Consider the following 17653-nt stretch of genomic DNA (forward strand, 5'->3'; position numbering starts at 1 on the left):
AAGGAAATTTATCATACAATCAAAAAACTTAGATGGGCCGGAGTCGCCCTAAAGAAAGGAGCAGAGCGATGACAAATCTTTTGAGAGTAAAAGCCGGAAGTCAGGCCTATTACCAAGATTTCCCTACTCACATAATGGCACACCCATGTCTACTCGGTATACATAGCTGTAGTTGACCTTCTAAGTCTTCATCGATGAATTGATACTCATCTATCATTTCTCGGAGATTAGCTACTATTAATTTTTCATCGTCAAAAATTAAGAACCAAGTTAATAAGTCTCTTGCGGCAATGAGATTCATTGTGCTTTGAGGATCACTAGGTTGCGTGAAGAATCCAACAGGCGGTTGTGATTGAACAAGTTCGATTTTCTCTATATATGCTTTTAGTGTGAGAAGTATTTTTAAAGCCGGGTTATTTATATTATCAATCTCACCCTCTCCTACATGCGCTCCTATTTCCAGTAATAATTTTACGGTTTTTCGGTGACCCTTTTGAGCTGCCAAATATAAAGGAGTTAAGCCGCGTCTATTGATTGTATTAGGATTTGCTCCTTTTTGCAGCATTAATCGCACTGTTTTTAAACGTCCATTTTGAGCCGCCGTAGAAAAGGGGGACCCCTGTTCAAGATTAGCACCATAATCAAGCAATAAAGATACAATTTCTGTATAGCCTTTCTTAGCTGCGATATATAGAGGAGATGGAGCAGCTTCATTGACTCCATTAGGATTAGCTTGATTTTTCAGCAGTAGTTGTACTGTTTCTAGGTGCCCATTTTCAACAGCACTATAAAGCGGGGTAAATTCACCCCATGCCTGCTCAATGTTTACGCCGTAACAAAGTAATAAAGACACAATTTTTGTGTGGCCATTTTGAGCAGCCACATGGATAGAGGTTGAACCGTCTCCGCCAATTGCATTAGGATTCGCTTGCTTTTGCAGCAATAGTTGGACTACGGACGTATGCCCTTTGGAACAAGCAATATATAACGGAGTATACCCCCCTCTAAAAGTGGCTTCAATTGCCGCGCCAGCCTCGATGAGCATATTAGCGGTATCAGCATGTCCTTGCTGTGCAGCTATATATAAAGGTGTAGAACCATCTCCGCAGATTGCATTCTTATTAGCTTGCTTTTGCAACAATAATTGTACAGTGAGAGTACGTCCGTTTTGGCATGCAATATATAATGGAGTGAACCCCATAAAAGTGACTTCAATTGCCGCCCCTGCTTCCAAAAGCTCATTGACTGCGTCAGTGTGGCCCTTTTGTGCTGCAATGTATAATGGCATTGAGCTATCTGGTGCGTGGTTAACTGCATTAGGATTAATCTGTTGTTCTTCACATAAAAATCTTATAGCTAGAGCATTGCCTTCTTCGGCAGCGAGATAAAGCCCCGTAAGGCCTGCTGTATTTTTAGAGTGGGCATGCGTGCTAAATTGCCTTAATTCCATGATAGGCTGTCGGCATTGAATTGCCCAATGTAGAGGATGACGTGTGACAAGTTTTCTATAAGAATAGATAAGATCTAACAAAGGCTGGTGATTGCTTTGTTGCATTAATTCAAGGTATGTTACTTTTTTAAATTGTCTAGAAAGGAAATCAGTTAAGTAAATCTTTCTTCTCACTCTATTCAATAAAATATCTAAACTTCCAACATCCGGTTCTTTGATAATGAATAAAAATTCGCGGTCATCCGCTGTCAGGCTCGCATATTCTTTTTCGTCCTGCGCCCGAAATGCAGTTTGCCAAAATTGAGATTGTCGGCCTTGTAAGGCTTGAAACTGCTTTTCTAATTCAACAAAAACATCATTACTAAAATGTTTTTGAAATTTTATTTTCCAAATATAATCACTACCAAAAATAGTTTTATTCGTTTTTGAAGTGCTCTGCAAAGTATGTAATTGGGTAGGGGTAAGATGATCTGTAAACCTCAATAATATCTCCTCTGGCAGAGTTTCTATATTGAGATGACCAGGGATCTGATTAAGGGGTATTTTACGGCCAATCAATTTTGCAGATATATTGCCCATGAGGCATGATCCTTTTTAGTTTGTCAAAAACATCTTTAAGGGGTTAGGCTCTGGCCTATCCAGTCAAATTTTAAGAAAGATAAAACATATAGTGTATAGTATAAATAATGCCCATGTATACTAATTAGCAATCTAACTCGATTCGCTAAAAAATTAGTTGATGTCACGATTGTGCATGTGTAGTGTTTTGTGCTCCTACGGCTTTATGTGATCTCTTGCAACTCAAGCTAGTATTACACTAAAGTTCGAGAACAAATTTAACTAGGAGATTGGTAATGACGAACCAACAGTCTAAAAATGCTGAGCGCATGCCCGTGTTATTTATTGGTCATGGCTCTCCGATGAATGCAATTGAGGTAAATGAGTTTACTGAATGCCTTCAAAAATTAGGACAATGCATCCCCCCCCCTAAAGCTATTCTTTGTATTTCAGCACATTGGTTAACTGAAGGAACATGGGTGACTCACATGCCTCATCCAAAAACAATTCATGATTTTTATGGATTTCCACAGGCACTTTTCGATATTGACTATCCAGCACCTGGTTCTCCTGAAGTTGCTGATTTAGTGAGAACAGCGATAGAAAAACCTGCGGTGCAACCAGATAATGAAACCTGGGGATTAGACCATGGAACCTGGTCCGTATTGCGTCATTTATATCCCAAAGCAGATATTCCTGTTGTCCAACTAAGCATATACTTCGAACAACCTGGAGAATATCATTATCGAATTGGCCAACAACTAAAATCGCTGCGTGACCAAGGAATACTTATTGTGGGAAGTGGTAATGTCGTACATAACTTACCTAAAATTGTATGGGGAAAAGATCCAAAGCCTTATACATGGGCAATTGAATTTGATGCATGGATAAAAGAAATGCTCATTGTTCGAAACGTTCAAGCCTTAACAACAGAATATGCCAATTCAGAAGCGGGGAAATTGAGTGTACCTACCCCCGACCATTATTATCCTCTGCTTTATACACTAGGTGCGATGGATGAAGCAGATGAGCTTTCCTTTATATATGAAGGGATACAAAACAGCTCTATTTCCATGCGTACATTGAGTTTTGGATTATAATAGACATTAAGGCCGGCCCCTTAAACTGATATCTATTTCATCAGTAGTAGTAAGCGTAGTGTCCTGCTCTATTGCGCTAAAGTGTAAGTTGGGTCCATGACCCAACCTTAAATTCTGATGCGGCACCATGTCCTTACTAGTCCAGGGCACAACCTACAATTAACTCACTCTAAACGTATTAGATATCCCTTCATAAGGATAAATTTGTTGATTCCAACCAAATTTATAATGCCCTGAATGATAAATACGATAAGTTCCAGCAGGTGTTTCATTGGCAGTTTTCCAATAAACATGCCCATAAGAATAGGCTATACCGATACGCTCCCAGCGATAAATTGTATTGAAATCCCAATCATGCGCGATAGTTTCCCATTCTCCGTTAGGAAGTAAATGCTGCACCTCCAAGAAACCTTTCATCGTTTCTAAGCTATTTCTTGGATGCCCGGCCCAAAAAGAAACATGAACAATCTCTCCGGGTTGATATTCTTCTTTGGGTTGTTCATGCACACTGCCAAATGGAAGCATCGGCCATTTATCATCAAACAAAACGGGAAAAATCAAACTTCCTGTATTAAAGCTTAAGTCTTCCGGGATAGGACCTGGATCCGTTTCTCGTTGATTTATCATATCTAAGGCTAAGCCTTTAAAGCCCTGTAAATAAGCCGGCAAGGTCCATTTCCCAAAAACAGTAAAACCACCTTCATAGTTTTGCTGCGCATATTCCTCTGGAGTAGTTACATAACCCGCATAAGAATTACTAAGCCCGGCAATGACCACATGAGAAACCTGCTCCTGAAAAGTATCCTTTAATAATTTTTTTAATCTACGGCCTGACATGGTAGTAAATTCACCGGGAACAGCCGCTATCACTAAATGGCCAATTTTAAATAATTGAATGGGCATATTATGAGGAACCCAAGCCGGTTGATTAAGTCCAACTGCCAATAAAATGGGCTTAGGGTTCTGACATTGAGCCATTTCTTGAGTAGGAGTAGCAATAATATTACGTAAAAAATTTACGAAAGAATCAGCTTCCAATTGCCCTTGGCTGAATAAAAACTCCAACCCCACGCCATCGGATGTCCCGGCACCAAAAGAATAGCCCAAGGCTGCTGTACAAGTGGACTCTTCCTGGTTACCCGTAAACTCGCTACCTACATTAGTATGTTCCATATCTAAATATTGATGACGGTATTCCAAACCCTCTCCAATAGGTTCATTTGCACGAGTAAATAACTCTTTGGCTTTTTTATATTGGCGCTTACCAATGACATAGGTATGCTGAATGTCAACGCAGGTCATTTCACCACAATTACCTTCAGCAACCGTATCAAAAATATTAGGACTTGCGTCTCCTTCATTTGCTTGGGCAAAAGCAGCAACAAAGGTCTTATCTTGAAGGTAATTGCTATGCATCTCTTGTTCAAAAAGATAAGAAGCATAACCTTTATTATCGCCGCTAATCAGTGTATTGCCCTTACTCATTGATACGCCATGCACTGCATGCCAACTAATCATGCCAATAGGCTCTCCCAGAGCATTCACTAACTTCAGCAAAGTAAAGGATTTATCCGTATTATGCTCATATAAGGCACGCTCTTCCTCGGGGTTTTTTAAATACGCTTTAATTGACCGGTTTTTAGTAGTATTCGATAGTTCTGATTCTTCAATATAAATAGTACCTGGTTCTAGATTATGATGTGCGCGAATAATAGATTGGGTGATACCATTTACCACCACGTCATAATTATCTTTATAAAAACCACGCGCAGTAAAATTATATAAGGTTTCAAAAGCATAACCACCAGAACCTGCATGCGTATGCGTAGCACTGAGCATTACATTTTTATCATTATAAAGCGTCCCAAAATGCTCTTTTAATTTTTTAACAACCCCCTGTTTAATCGATTGGAAGGCCATACCAAGATCAGCACTAACGAAAACCACTCGCTGATTATTAACAGAAGAGGCAATAATATAAGCACGCGACCATAAACGCGAATGAACTCCCGTAGTTAATTGCAGTGGAGCTGCATAACCCATCATATTAATTTCAGCCGCAGCACCAGTGATATCATAAATCCCAGCACCAATTTGAAAAGGGTAACTCTCTGCATAACTGGTATTAACTAGTAAAAAACTAACTATATAAAGTAATTTTAATCTACCTATATTCATCTTTTCTCTCCTTAGAAATGCAATGAAATCAATGAAGTTAGAGTCTAATGGCACTTACTTAAGACTGGCGAAAATAAATATCTCTGCCGTGTAGAAAACGCGAATTACCGAGGTCAAGCGGTAATTCGCGCATATTATTTGGCAAGAAAAACTTAAGTAAAAGCCATTAGGGTCAGACTCGATTGACAATCTAATAGGAAAAATAAAATCAACTGAGTCTGACCCCATTGATTTAAAGAAAATATTCTCACATTTTCTTTATGAAATCTTCTGATGGGAAGCAGATCCGCTTAACGACCCATGAACATCACTTAAAAGCATTTTTAGAGAATGAATTTTATAAAACAGGAAATATTGATGCACAGCCGAGCTTATATCTAGATCAAGTAGCGTTATTCTCAACGTTAAAGAATCAATCTTTAGGGTCTGTTGACAATTCACCGACCGCCTACGTGCGGCGGCTTGTCCGCGGCATCCAGTAGATCTCCATCATTGGCCAATTTTTAAAACGTTTTTCATGACGAGCTGCTTCAATATACACTTCATGCATTTCATAATAGACCAGTATGTGGACGTTATATTTGGCTGTGAAGCCAGGAGTAAATTTATACTTATATAAGGAGCAAAAGAGATTGCGAAAAAGCTAAAAATTTCACATAGAACGATTGAAGATCACATCGTTAATCTTCGCCTAAAATTTGACGCCAAAAATATTATGGAATTGGTTGCTAAGCTTACAATCTATTTAAATTATTAATTGGCAAAGTTCTTTTAAATTATTTATTGTTAAAGCCTCCAAATACCTCTTACGCGAACTATAAATACCACGGTCAAAGCCGCGATAATTGTGAAAGGTATATGGCGAAAAAAATTTAAGTAAGGGCCCGTTGGCTATTCGCCGAACTATGCTCAAAAAAAATATTAGTTATAATTCCCAATCTTGAATTAACCGGTTATCGTTTTAGGGACTGATGTATTATGCCATATGAGCAAAAATTTATCGGAATTAATGTTGAAACCCTTGTACTAGTTGCTGTTTGGGAAACTCCTTTTATTTTTCAAGGATGTTTTAAAATTACGGAACTACAGGGAAAAAATACAGTTTTGTTTTTCTTTAGAAGCCAAGCTCGTCATGTGTACCAATCAGATATTCTTAACCATGATTTTTCACCCACGCACTATGAATTCACCCATTTATACAACGAAGAAAGTCTTATTCAATTAAGTAACCTCACTCCGCCACAAGAAGATGCTCTTTATTTATTGCAATATGCTTTACATATAACTTTGAGAGAAATGTTATCGAGTAGAAAAACCCATTTTACTTCAATAGATGATATTGCAATGCAAGCCCTGATTAATAAAATCAGACCAATTTTGAATAGCGAATTAACTTTACCTAAAGAGGAGCATATTGGGTTTGCGGTTGCGATGGACTTTTGTCCAGAAGAAGAAATGGCATTATATGCTGCATTGACTTTACTCGCGAAATTAAACAATATAGACACTCAAATAATACAAACCCATTGATGGACAATTCTGTTATTTCTATTGCAGGATGTTCGAAAAAACATCTTTAAGAAAAGCCATCGGCTAAATCTTTGACGACGCTATTCTGAAATCAATAGGTTCGCTTAATGAAGCAATTGAGTCTAAGATTGACGCTTTTGTCTTTTCCCCAAAGAAAAAGAATTCGCTCATAAAAAACAATCTCATTATTAACGCTAGGATCTTTTTCGACATCAGGACACGCTGTGGCCCCTTAGGAAATAAATTAATTAATTCTTCTAAATAATCCTGTTTTTCTTTTTCAGTAGGTATAAGTTTTAATTCTGGCAACCAGCTTGATAAAAACTGCTTGAACCTATCAGTATTGCAATCCACTGACGGCATACCGCTTATCGCCTCTGGATTTTCATCTTGGAAAAAAGAGCACTATCGAGCCCATCCACCTCTAATATCGCCGTGTCCTGAGGAAAATATATACCTTTGATGCCGAAAGTAGAAAAACAAGAATGAGGGTAGACGGATTTATGCCAAGGATTATCTTTCTGAAATCGCTTGTAATACAATTTGTCGTAGCCAATTGATTCATTTTTCAAGGAACGATACATGAGATCTATTTTTAAAATTTTATCTGGGATCGCAGTAAGTGTTACTGCTGTAACTGCTGTGGCAACACCAACGCATTACATTACTCACAATAATACAGAATGGGAAACCAATGTTGTTGTAAAAGGGGTTGAATCTCCCTTTCCTACACTTCCTTACTCAACAAGAAAAGTAGCTTGGCGCATGGTGAGGTTTGGTTGTGGAATTACTCCTGTTTGTGCTGCGGTAATTAAGGTAGCAACAGAGACGTCTGACCCTATAGAAATTGGCACGCTGTACATGGATATGGAGTCTGGGGAAATCACGCCACAACAAATTTCCGCACACGGCTATACCGCAAAAGTTAAGGATATTGGGGAAGTGATCATTACCCACGATTTGCCAAATACATAACCGATTTCAAATTACTCCAAAAAGTTGATCAACCATTGTGCTATTAATGCATGTTCATGTTCTAGCTCCAAAGAATGCAAGCCTTGAGCTAGAACTTCTTCTTCAAGAATATTTTTACGTGATTGCATTACATCTTTAGCATAAGCTTTAATAAACTCAGGATGTCCTTGTAAACTGAGCATCGTTTCCCCTATTTGCATCATGTTATTAGGACAAAACTCACTACTTGCCAACAACTGAGCTCCTGGTGGGAGAGTAATAACTTGGTCTTGATGACTTGCCAGTAAATTGAAATGAGGTTTTGTCGGACGCATCCATTCTTTAGGCTGTACGATTTGATTTTGTAAAACCCCAATACCCCAGCCCTTGGGGGATTTAATTACCCGTCCCCCTAAAGCCTTGGCAATAAGTTGATGGCCAAAACAAATACCAATCACTTTTTTGGAAGTTGTATGTATGACACGCACAAAATCTTCCAATGATGCAATCCAGGGAAAACCATCATTCACACCGTATTTGCTTCCAGTAATTAAATAAGCATCTGCAGCATGAACGTCTTGGGGAAATTCTCCATCAACCGCATTAAACACGGTAAACGTCATCTTGGGAGCTATAGATTGGAACAGTGCTGCAAACATATCAGGATACTGTCCATAATGTACTGCAAAGACATCACTTATTCGATCACAATTTAAAATCCCAAGATTCATAAATACCTCAAAGTCCGTTACATGCGGAATAAAGAATATCTTTGTATTGTTGTTGCGTAAACACGATGGGATTTGATCCTGAGGCAGCATCTGCTGTTGCCATCGTGGCCAGACGCTCTACTTGGGAAGTATCAATACCAATTTCGGCTAAGTTAGACTCAATTCCCAACTCCGAACGCATGTGGTTAATCCAGCCCCAAAACCCATCGAACCCGCCATCAAGAGACAAATAACGAGCCAAACGCTCAATTCGCTCTTCAATCGCAGAGCGATTAGCACGTAACACATAAGGCATTAAAATGGCATTAAGACGACCATGATGAGCATCATATAATGCGCCTAAAGGATGGGCCAATGCGTGCATTGCTCCTAAACCACGTTGAAAAGCCGTTGCTCCCATCGAGGATGCCACCAACATATTCGTGCGAGCAGCTAAGTTAGTTCCTTCATGGTAAGCAGCTAACAAATTTTCTTTAATTAAGCGAATTCCTTCTAAAGCAATACCTTCGGCCATTGGATGGTAACCCGGAGCACAGTACGCCTCTAAGCAATGCGATAAAGCATCCATTCCTGTAGCAGCAGTGATCGGCTTAGGTAAACCCACAGTGAGTTCGGGATCAAGAATGACCAAAGAAGGAAGCATATTGGGGTGAAAAATTATTTTCTTTATTTGCTGTTCGCTATCAGTAATCACTGACGCCCGCCCTACTTCGGACCCTGTACCTGCCGTGGTGGGTACAGCAATAACCGGCGCCATGGCGCCCACATTAACGCGCAGCCAATTATCGCCAACATCCTCAAAATCCCATAGAGAACGTTCTTGTCCCACCATTAACGCAATCGCTTTGGCTGCATCAAGCGCTGAACCACCACCAAAAGCAATCACGCCATCATGAGCTCCTTGATGATAAGTAGCAACGCCATCCATGACCTGCTCTCCAGTAGGATTTGCTTTAATCTGACAAAAAACAGAAGTCGTTACTCCAGCGTCCTGCATCAATGCCAGAGTATTTTCTACCAATACTGAATTAGCCAAACCAGGATCGGTAACCAGTAATGGCATCTTCATCCCTAGCTCAGCACAGGCTGCCGGTAGTTCACTTATTCGTCCCCTGCCCACACGAACTTTTGTGGGGTAATTCCAATTAGCTTTCAGCATTTTTTTAAATTCCTATCTTTTTAATATGAAATGACTTGGGTCGTGTTAGAGACTCATAACCGACAGAGGACAAAGTACAGCCCCTACCTGATTTTTTTATCCCCGTCCATGCCAAAGCAGGATCCAAATAATCGCAACGGTTAATGAAAAAAGTACCCGTCTGAATCTGCTCTCCCATTGCAATGCCTGCATTAATATCTTGAGTAAACACTGCTGCAGTCAATCCATAATCACTGTCATTCATTAATGCAATAGCTTCATCATCACTCTTTACCTTCATGATACCGACTAAGGGACCAAAGGTTTCTTCATTCATCACCCGCATCTGATGGGTCACTTCCGTTAATATTTGTGGCGCTAAATAAGCAGAGCCTAGTTTGTCTAAAGCAAAATCCCTACTATCTATATGCGCTATTGCCCCCTGCTCTACTGCCTCTTTAATTTGCCCGCGAACAAAGTCAGCTGCTTCCGCGCATACCATAGGGCCTAAAGTTGTTTCCGGATCATCAGAACGCCCTAAGCGATACTGTTTTACGAGCTGCACTGATTTAGCTAAAAACTCATCATAAATATCCTGATGTACATAAACACGCTCTATTCCACAACAGGATTGACCCGAATTAAAAAAAGCACCATCCATAACCGTTTCTACTGCATGTTGCAAATCAGCATCTGAGCGTACATAGGCCGGATCTTTTCCTCCTAGCTCTAAGCCTATATGAATGAAGCGGCCAGCCGCGGCACGCTCCACCATCTCTCCGCCCGCAACAGAGCCTGTGAAGGCAACCGCATTGATGTTCGCAGAATGAATTAATTGTTCGGTGTCGGCATGATTCAAGTGCAAATATTGAAAAATACCTTCTGGCAAGCGTGCTTCGTGAAATCCTTGTGCCAATCGCTCAGCAACCAACGGTGTTTGCGCAGAGCTTTTCAATAACACTGCATTTCCTGCCATAATTGCAGGAATCACCGAATTAACCGCAGTAAGAAAGGGATAATTCCAAGGCGAAATTACCAAATTAATTCCCAAGGGCTCTCGTTTAATGTATCGAACAAAGCCTTCCTTTTCGGGTAACTCAATAGGCTCAAGAGCTGTCTTGGCTATCGCAATCATGTATCTTGCCCGCTCTTCAAATCCGTTAATTTCTCCTTGGGTATAACGGATGGGTCGTCCCATTTGCCAGCTCAGTTCCAAAGCAATTGCTTCCTTATTGGCCACAACGATATCCACTGCCGCCTGGCAATACTCCTCACGTTCGGCAAGGGAAGCACGACTCCATAATTTTTGTGCTGTACCTGCTTTTTCCAGTGCCAAATCTATATCTTGCTGCGTTGCAAAGGTACGCTCTACATAAACCGAATTATCAATAGGAGAATACGTTTTAAATTTCATTTTTTTCCCTAAATAATTTCAAAATAACGATCTAATTCCCAATCGGTAACATGTCTTCTGAATTCGCGCTCTTCCCATTCCCGGGTCGCTGCAAAATGAGCCACGAAATCGGAGCCAAACAAGGCATGTGCGGCTTGTGACGCTTTAAGATTTTGTGCGGCATCCCATAAGGTCCGTGGCAAAGCTAGTTCTTTATCATGAGCTTGTGCGTATGCATTTCCTTTAATTTCTGCTCGAGGTTCCATTTCCTGTTCAATCCCATACAAGCCCGAGCCGATTGCTGCAGCCAAAGCAAGATAGGGGTTTGCATCAGCAGATCCTAAACGATATTCAATCCGTTGTGATTTTTCATTTCCCGGAATTACTCGCAATGCCGTAGTGCGGTTTTCTACGCCCCAGGTTGCATCGGTAGGTGCCCAATAGCCTGGGATCAAACGCGAATAACTGTTGATTGTGGGAGAAAACAGCGCTAACAATTCAGGCATTAGCACTTGTTGCCCCGCTAAAAAATGGCGTTGGGTTCGACTCATATTGTATGCATTTGCAGGATCGTAAAATGCAGAGCCCCCTTCCAAATGTCTAAGGGAAAGATGAATATGCCCACTTTGTCCCGGATAGTCCATCGACCACTTCGCCATAAAGGTGGCCATTTTTTGGTTACGCTGGGCCAATATCTTCATAAAAGTTTTAAAGAGCGCGGCCTTATCACCTGCATTCATTGCCGAGTCAACTGCAATCGCCGCCTCAATTACCCCAGGACCTGTTTCCGTATGCAGTCCTTCGATGGGAAAATCCATTGCCTCACTCATGTGTAAAATTTGATGATAAAATTCGGCATGGACCGTATTACGGAGGATAGAATAACCAAAATTATCTGGGGTAAGTGTTTTTAAATTACGAAAACCTTTGGCCCGAACACTTTCAGCTGTTTCATCAAAAACGAAAAATTCGTATTCCAATGCAGCATAAACATCAAAACCCATATTTTTTGCTTTTTCAAGGACGCGTCTTAACACTGCACGAGGGCAAATAGCCTCAGCCTTTTCAGCAAACTCCGCCAGAAATAATAATTGATTGTCTTCTACAACTAACTCACGACAGCTGGAAGGAATAATGCGCACATTTGCATCGGGATAACCTGTATGCCAACCCGTGTAACTGACATTATCGTAAAGCTGATCTTTGGCGTCCCAACCCAAAATTACATCACAAAATGCAAAGCCATTATCCAAAGCGGAAAAAAACTTATTGCGACTCATATACTTGCCAAGCATCACACCATCGATATCAAAAATCCCCACTTTGACATGGGTTAATTGCCTCTCTTCAACAATGCGTTTTGCGTCTTCTGCAGTCTTCACTTCACGTGGATTGAGCATTTTATATCCTTATGTATTTATCCTTAAAATTCCTACGTGTTCATCTTATTAAAAAACAATAATCACAATAGCAAGAGAAACTATCACTGGGAAGAGATATAAAATCTTATTCAAATAAAATAGAGTCCTGCAGCAAACATGATATAAAATAATCCAAAGTACGCTAACCGAGCTCCTGCTAAGGCACTTTTTTGTACCAATAGATACAAACCAAAAATTGACAATAATGTAATTACAGCCCCCCATATTGAAGCCTTATCTAAAATCCATGGAGTAAAAAATAGCCCCAGAGCACTCGGAACGGTAGCTTGAATCATCATTGCGCCACTGATGTTCGCCAGAGCTAATATTTGTTTTCCTTGGCGCACCCAGATCACTGCATTCATGATTTCTGGTAGTTCTGTCGCGATGGGACTTAACAACAAGGCCACCATTTGTGGCGGCAATCCAAAAATAGGGCCAATAATTCCCAATTGGTGGACAAATACATGCGAGCTTATAAAAATAATAATTAAAGACAGTATCGTTTGTAGCAATGCCCAGGATTGCGAGGGATTTGTATCACGAGGTCTTATTTTTAGAGGCTCTATAAAATCCAAATGTTCGGGATCGTCTTCTCCTTGCATTTCCTGCCGAACATAAAGTGCATAAGCAATGAGAAATGCTATCCCAAGCCAAGGCTTGAATGAAAAAGCAAATAATCCAAGTGCTATTTTAAAGATAAAAATGCTCATGAACCAGCACTGATCTTTTCCCAAACGACGCTCTGTAATCTTTGATATGAGTTTTTTTCCATGATTATTTTTTTGCGTAATAAACACCCAGCCAACCACAGCATAGGCAATTGTTGCCAAAACTAATGGACCACCTATTGCAGCCCCGATGCCAATATTTTTTTGCTCCGGTGTATTACCAAAAACCACAGCAACAAAAGTTACCACACTCTCAGGAAGCGCCGTGCCAAATGCAGCCAAGATGGTTCCGGTGGCATTTTTTGTTACATTAAATTTATACCCCACCCATTCAATGGCGTTAACAAAAAATTCACAGGAAAGATAAATAACACAAGCCGAGACCAATAATAAAATTAAAGTAATAATCACATCCATCCTTAAAATCTATCGTTTCAACGGGAGGAGCCAATAATCGCACTTACTTAAGTTTTTCTTACCCAATAATACTCACGAATTACCGTAGCTTGAGCATGCCCATGCGTGTCTTTTAAGTCGAATAACACTTAAGCAAACACCATTGTTAAACCTGAATCCCATTGATTAGTGTACTAAATTATTAAGATAGTGACCAAAAAATGAATTTAAATTATAGGATTGAGGAATATCTTTTTTCAAAATTAACAAGTTCAGTATTTTTGTGACTTAAAGAGAGGGCTGAAGCTGCACCAGGAGCAACTACACTGGATTCGCAATAAAAAAGTCTAAATCAAAAGAAAATCCTTTCCAAGTCAATATTATTTTACTAGGCTATATGCTTAAAATTATGGGTGTCACTCCCAAATGGCACTTACTTAAGCCTAAGTTCTGACCCTCCCTACGTCACCCGGCTTGGGCGTATGATCCAGAAGCTCAATGTGCGGAGTGCGATCTCTGGATTCCGCAAACAAATCTGAAACGCAGATATGGGTGAACTTGAGGTAAACAACTTAAGTAAGCCCCAAAAAGACATAAGGATCGTGCACGATGATTAATGCAACTCAAGATACAGCTATGGAAAATACAGATAAAGTTTCCAATGTACTGAAATGGATTCTGTTAGTTACCGCAATTTTATGTTTTATTGTTTTAATTTGGGGTACATATAAAACCTACCAACTTGCCCCACCGCTACCACAAAAATTTCAATCGCCTACAGGGCAAATCGTCATGACCGCAGATGATATTGTTGCTGGTAAAGCAGGTTTTCAGCGTGCGGATTTAATGGATTACGGTAGCCTTTATGGCATGGGCTCTTCTTTTGGAGAAGATTACACTGCAAAATACTTAGTGCGTTTAGGGCGCCTTATTGAAGATAAAATGGCGCAACAACAATTTACTAAACCTTTCGTAAGCTTGTCTGAAGGTGACCAATATATGGTACGTAAAGCCATGCAACAGGATTTGCAACAAACGAATTTAAGCCAGCCCACATCCATTTTATCGCAGGCAGTTGCTGATGCTATTTTGCAATTAAGAAATGAGATTTCCCAAAGCTTATTAAATCATAATGCCGAACTTGGCTGGACCAAAGCCTATAGCCTGGATCAGCAAAGTGCCTTACAAACAGCTGATTTTCTTATTTATTCTTCCTTAACTACAATTGCACATCGCCCTGGTAAAAATAGCTCTTATACCAACAATTGGCCCTATGAGCCAACAATGGGTAATACGCCAACAACCCATACATTTTACTGGACTTGGATCTCATTTTGCTTTGTCTTTTTAGGTTTTGGAGCCGTACTTTATATCTATCATCGTTACCTCAGTTCGCCTGATGAAGCGCTACGAACCCCAATATTTATGAGCTTTGCCCCCCTTACCCCAAGCCAGCGTAAAACGGGACAGTATTTTGTGGTAGTGGCGTTCGTGTTTTTGCTGCAGATAGGTGTCGGAGCAATTTTGGCACATTATTACACAGAACGGACTGGTTTCTACGGCATTCGCATCAACGATTATTTGCCCTTTAATTTCTTGCGCGATGTACACATTCAAACACCGATTGTTTGGATTGCCCTATCCTGGATTAGTGGAGCCATATTTTTATCACCTATCATCAGCAAAAAAGAAGCCAAGCACCAGGGATTCTTTGTCGATTTGCTCTTTTGGGTCACTCTGTTTATCGTGGCGGGAGCAATTGTTGGTGATTATTTAGGGATCATGGGGTATGTAAATCAAGCTTGGTTTTGGATAGGAAACCAAGGCCTATCTTATTTACAGCTTGGCCGTCTATGGCAAATTGCTTTTTGTTTAGGGCTTTTTCTGTGGAGCTTTATTGTGTTCCGAGGAATGTGGCCTAGCTGGGAAAATTTAAAAACCGCTACGAAGCAATTTTGGACGGGAAGAATCCGCCTAGAACACCTGTTTTGGGCAAGCACCCTGAATGTTGCCATATTATATTGCTTTGGAATGATTCCATTAACTGGAATTGAAAAGTCGTTTACTATTACCGATTTTTGGCGTTGGTGGGTGGTACATTTGTGGGTAGAGCAATCATTTGAGTTTTTCGCGGCATGTGCCACAGCTTATCTGTTGATGGGAACAGGCTTGGTATCACGAGTACTTGCAGAACGGACTATGTATTTTGAAACCATTCTGGTCTTTTTAGGTGGGGTGATTGGTACAGGACACCACTGGTATTGGACCGGAACACCAGATATCTGGGTTCCTCTTGGTTCGATGTTTTCGTTTATTGAAGTATTACCCTTGGTCTTGCTGATTATTGATGCCATTGAGCAACGTATATTGATTAAGCGTCAAGGAGCCTTTGCCTATAATCTGGCGTTTATGTATATTTTAGGCGCTTCATTTTGGAACTTCGTTGGTGCCGGTGTGTTCGGAGGGGGAACTCTTAATGCCCCATTGGTGAATTATTACGAACATGGAACCTTCTTAACCTTAAACCATGCGCATACAGCCTTATTCGGAGCCTTTGGCCTATTAGGGCTTGGTTTAGTTTATTTCTGCTTACGTTATGCCGCAGGAGATCGCCTACCTTGGAGTGAGCGTTTAGGCACTTGGGCATTTTGGCTGTATAATATTGGGTTGTTATTGTGGATCACACTAAATTTCTTCCCTATAGGCTGGGCGCAATTGATGGATGTATATGAGCATGGCTTTGCTCATGCGCGAAGTATTGAGTTTTATAATACAACCTTGTTATGGCAATGGCTGCGATTACCAGGAGACGTTGTTTTTGCGCTTGGAGCAGTATTTATGGCCTATGATTTTATTAAAAAATTAGGCCCTTTTTTCCCTAAATTTGCAAAAACCAGAACTGAGGAACAATTACCAATCCGAGAACATTTTTAATCATTCATAAACCTGGTTGCTTGCAACCAGGTTTCCATTTTCCTGATCAATATCCCAGATAACCCACCGAATAATTTTATATTAAACGTCTAGATAATTAACTATTTGTTGCTACACTAGACTCTGTACGAGCCTCTTGTTAGTAACAAGAGAATTTAGTCACAAAATCAAGGATGAACAATAATGACTACAGCACAAGTATCAATGTATCGATTAAAAACCGCACTACGCTCTTTAATCGCGATTTATCGTTTACCTCAAGAACAAATAGATGCTTTTTTGCGTTCCTACGAGAGCTTTAACAAAGAAATGTCCGATGAGAATGAAGAGCAGAGTATTGCGAATTATTATTCTGTTCTCAATCATCTTTGTGCTCTGGGTGAAGTAGAAAAAATGTATATTCCCCCAGTAATGGATCTAGCTAAAGGAATATATGACAACCAGATCTTATTCGAAGAAAAAATGAGTAATGATTTAAATATTAAAGAAGGTGATAAAGTTTTAGATATGGGCTGTGGTAGAGGGCGCGTGGCTGCTCATGTAGCTACGATGACGAAGGCCACCGTTACCGGATTTAATATTGATGATGTGCAGCTAGCGAGTGCTAAAGAATATGTCTCCTTAAATCAGTTAACTGACAAATGCCAATTTATAAAAGCAAATTTGAATGAGCCCTTTCCTTTTGCCAATAATTCCTTCGATTCCTTATATCAAATCCAAGTTTTAACTTATGCGAAAAACAAAGAACAACTCTTTGCCGAAATGTTTCGTGTGCTTAAGCCTGGAGGAAAAATATCCTTCTTAGATTGGGTACAACTGGATAATTACGATATGAAGAATGAACATCATCGTGATTTACTAAAACGCGTAAAACCCTTAATTGGCGCAATTGACACCCCTACCCCTGACGAAATTAAAAATACATTGGAAAAGGCTGGCTTTAAGGTGCTTTTAAATAAAGATATAAGTATTGGCGGCCATCAAGCACCGCTCATAGAAAAAGCGGATAAATATTATGAGCATATGCAAAAATTAGTGTACTTCATGGTTAAATTACACCTGTTACCTAAACACTTTAAGATATTATTTGACCGATTTGCACAAGATGGAGAGTCCTTTATTGAAGCAGATCAATTAGGCCTTTTTACCACTAGTTGTCAAACAATAGCAGAAAAGCCTGGTGCGAGTCTTCACTAAAG

At 40.1% G+C, this 17653-nt stretch carries 13 protein-coding genes and 1 pseudogene; 6 read left to right on the top strand and 8 right to left on the bottom strand.

Going from position 1 to position 17653, the window contains the following annotated elements; all coding sequences use genetic code 11:
- Nucleotides 1-127: 127 nt before the first annotated feature.
- Nucleotides 128-2029: an ankyrin repeat domain-containing protein gene (locus E1P08_RS13375; protein ID WP_133137514.1), complete on the bottom strand. Its 1902-nt coding sequence runs from the start codon at nucleotides 2027-2029 to the stop codon at nucleotides 128-130.
- Nucleotides 2030-2304: 275 nt separating this feature from the next.
- On the opposite strand from E1P08_RS13375, the gene ygiD reads away from it, so the two are divergent.
- On the top strand, nucleotides 2305-3108 hold the full coding sequence (gene ygiD / locus E1P08_RS13380; RefSeq protein ID WP_242602467.1) for a 4,5-DOPA-extradiol-dioxygenase: 804 nt from the start codon (nucleotides 2305-2307) through the stop codon (nucleotides 3106-3108).
- 159 nt (nucleotides 3109-3267) lie between these two features.
- Here ygiD and E1P08_RS13385 read toward each other — a convergent pair whose 3' ends face one another.
- Nucleotides 3268-5286: a neutral/alkaline non-lysosomal ceramidase N-terminal domain-containing protein gene (locus E1P08_RS13385; RefSeq protein WP_133137515.1), complete on the bottom strand. Its 2019-nt coding sequence runs from the start codon at nucleotides 5284-5286 to the stop codon at nucleotides 3268-3270.
- A 493-nt stretch (nucleotides 5287-5779) separates the two neighbouring features.
- Nucleotides 5780-5902, bottom strand: a pseudogene (locus tag E1P08_RS17505) (GIY-YIG nuclease family protein); the annotation flags it as partial.
- Between the two features lie 15 nt (nucleotides 5903-5917).
- Here E1P08_RS17505 and E1P08_RS17760 point away from each other — a divergent pair.
- The 3 genes from E1P08_RS17760 (at nucleotide 5918) to E1P08_RS13400 (ending at nucleotide 7791) form a co-directional block, all read left to right on the top strand.
- Nucleotides 5918-6043, top strand: coding sequence for a helix-turn-helix transcriptional regulator (locus tag E1P08_RS17760; RefSeq protein WP_133137578.1), 126 nt, complete (start codon nucleotides 5918-5920; stop codon nucleotides 6041-6043).
- Between the two features lie 221 nt (nucleotides 6044-6264).
- The gene (locus E1P08_RS13395; RefSeq protein ID WP_133137516.1) at nucleotides 6265-6816 is read left to right on the top strand and encodes a hypothetical protein; all 552 of its coding nucleotides are present in this window, start codon (nucleotides 6265-6267) and stop codon (nucleotides 6814-6816) included.
- A gap of 582 nt (nucleotides 6817-7398) precedes the next feature.
- On the top strand, nucleotides 7399-7791 hold the full coding sequence (locus tag E1P08_RS13400) for a hypothetical protein (protein ID WP_133137517.1): 393 nt from the start codon (nucleotides 7399-7401) through the stop codon (nucleotides 7789-7791).
- Nucleotides 7792-7802: 11 nt separating this feature from the next.
- Here the strand turns inward: E1P08_RS13400 and E1P08_RS13405 are convergent, their stop codons facing one another.
- The 5 genes from E1P08_RS13405 to E1P08_RS13425 form a co-directional block, all read right to left on the bottom strand.
- Nucleotides 7803-8501, bottom strand: coding sequence for a glutamine amidotransferase-related protein (locus E1P08_RS13405; RefSeq protein WP_133137518.1), 699 nt, complete (start codon nucleotides 8499-8501; stop codon nucleotides 7803-7805).
- 7 nt (nucleotides 8502-8508) lie between these two features.
- Nucleotides 8509-9660, bottom strand: a complete 1152-nt coding sequence (locus tag E1P08_RS13410; protein ID WP_133137519.1) for an iron-containing alcohol dehydrogenase — start codon at nucleotides 9658-9660, stop codon at nucleotides 8509-8511.
- Nucleotides 9661-9664: 4 nt separating this feature from the next.
- Nucleotides 9665-11053 carry an aldehyde dehydrogenase family protein gene (locus tag E1P08_RS13415; RefSeq protein WP_133137520.1) on the bottom strand — a complete coding sequence of 463 codons (1389 nt, stop codon included), beginning with the start codon at nucleotides 11051-11053 and terminating at the stop codon, nucleotides 9665-9667.
- A gap of 8 nt (nucleotides 11054-11061) precedes the next feature.
- Nucleotides 11062-12432: a glutamine synthetase family protein gene (locus E1P08_RS13420; protein WP_133137521.1), complete on the bottom strand. Its 1371-nt coding sequence runs from the start codon at nucleotides 12430-12432 to the stop codon at nucleotides 11062-11064.
- A 110-nt stretch (nucleotides 12433-12542) separates the two neighbouring features.
- A complete protein-coding gene (locus tag E1P08_RS13425) occupies nucleotides 12543-13535 on the bottom strand; it encodes a sodium:calcium antiporter (RefSeq protein WP_133137522.1) in 993 nt (330 codons plus the stop codon).
- 594 nt (nucleotides 13536-14129) lie between these two features.
- Here E1P08_RS13425 and E1P08_RS13430 point away from each other — a divergent pair.
- Nucleotides 14130-16454 carry a nitric-oxide reductase large subunit gene (locus tag E1P08_RS13430; protein ID WP_133137523.1) on the top strand — a complete coding sequence of 775 codons (2325 nt, stop codon included), beginning with the start codon at nucleotides 14130-14132 and terminating at the stop codon, nucleotides 16452-16454.
- Nucleotides 16455-16637: 183 nt separating this feature from the next.
- Nucleotides 16638-17651: a class I SAM-dependent methyltransferase gene (locus E1P08_RS13435; RefSeq protein ID WP_133137524.1), complete on the top strand. Its 1014-nt coding sequence runs from the start codon at nucleotides 16638-16640 to the stop codon at nucleotides 17649-17651.
- Nucleotides 17652-17653 lie beyond the last annotated feature (2 nt).

The sequence above is a fragment of the Legionella rowbothamii genome (genome assembly GCF_900639985.1).
GTDB classification, from domain to species: Bacteria; Pseudomonadota; Gammaproteobacteria; order Legionellales; family Legionellaceae; genus Legionella; species Legionella rowbothamii.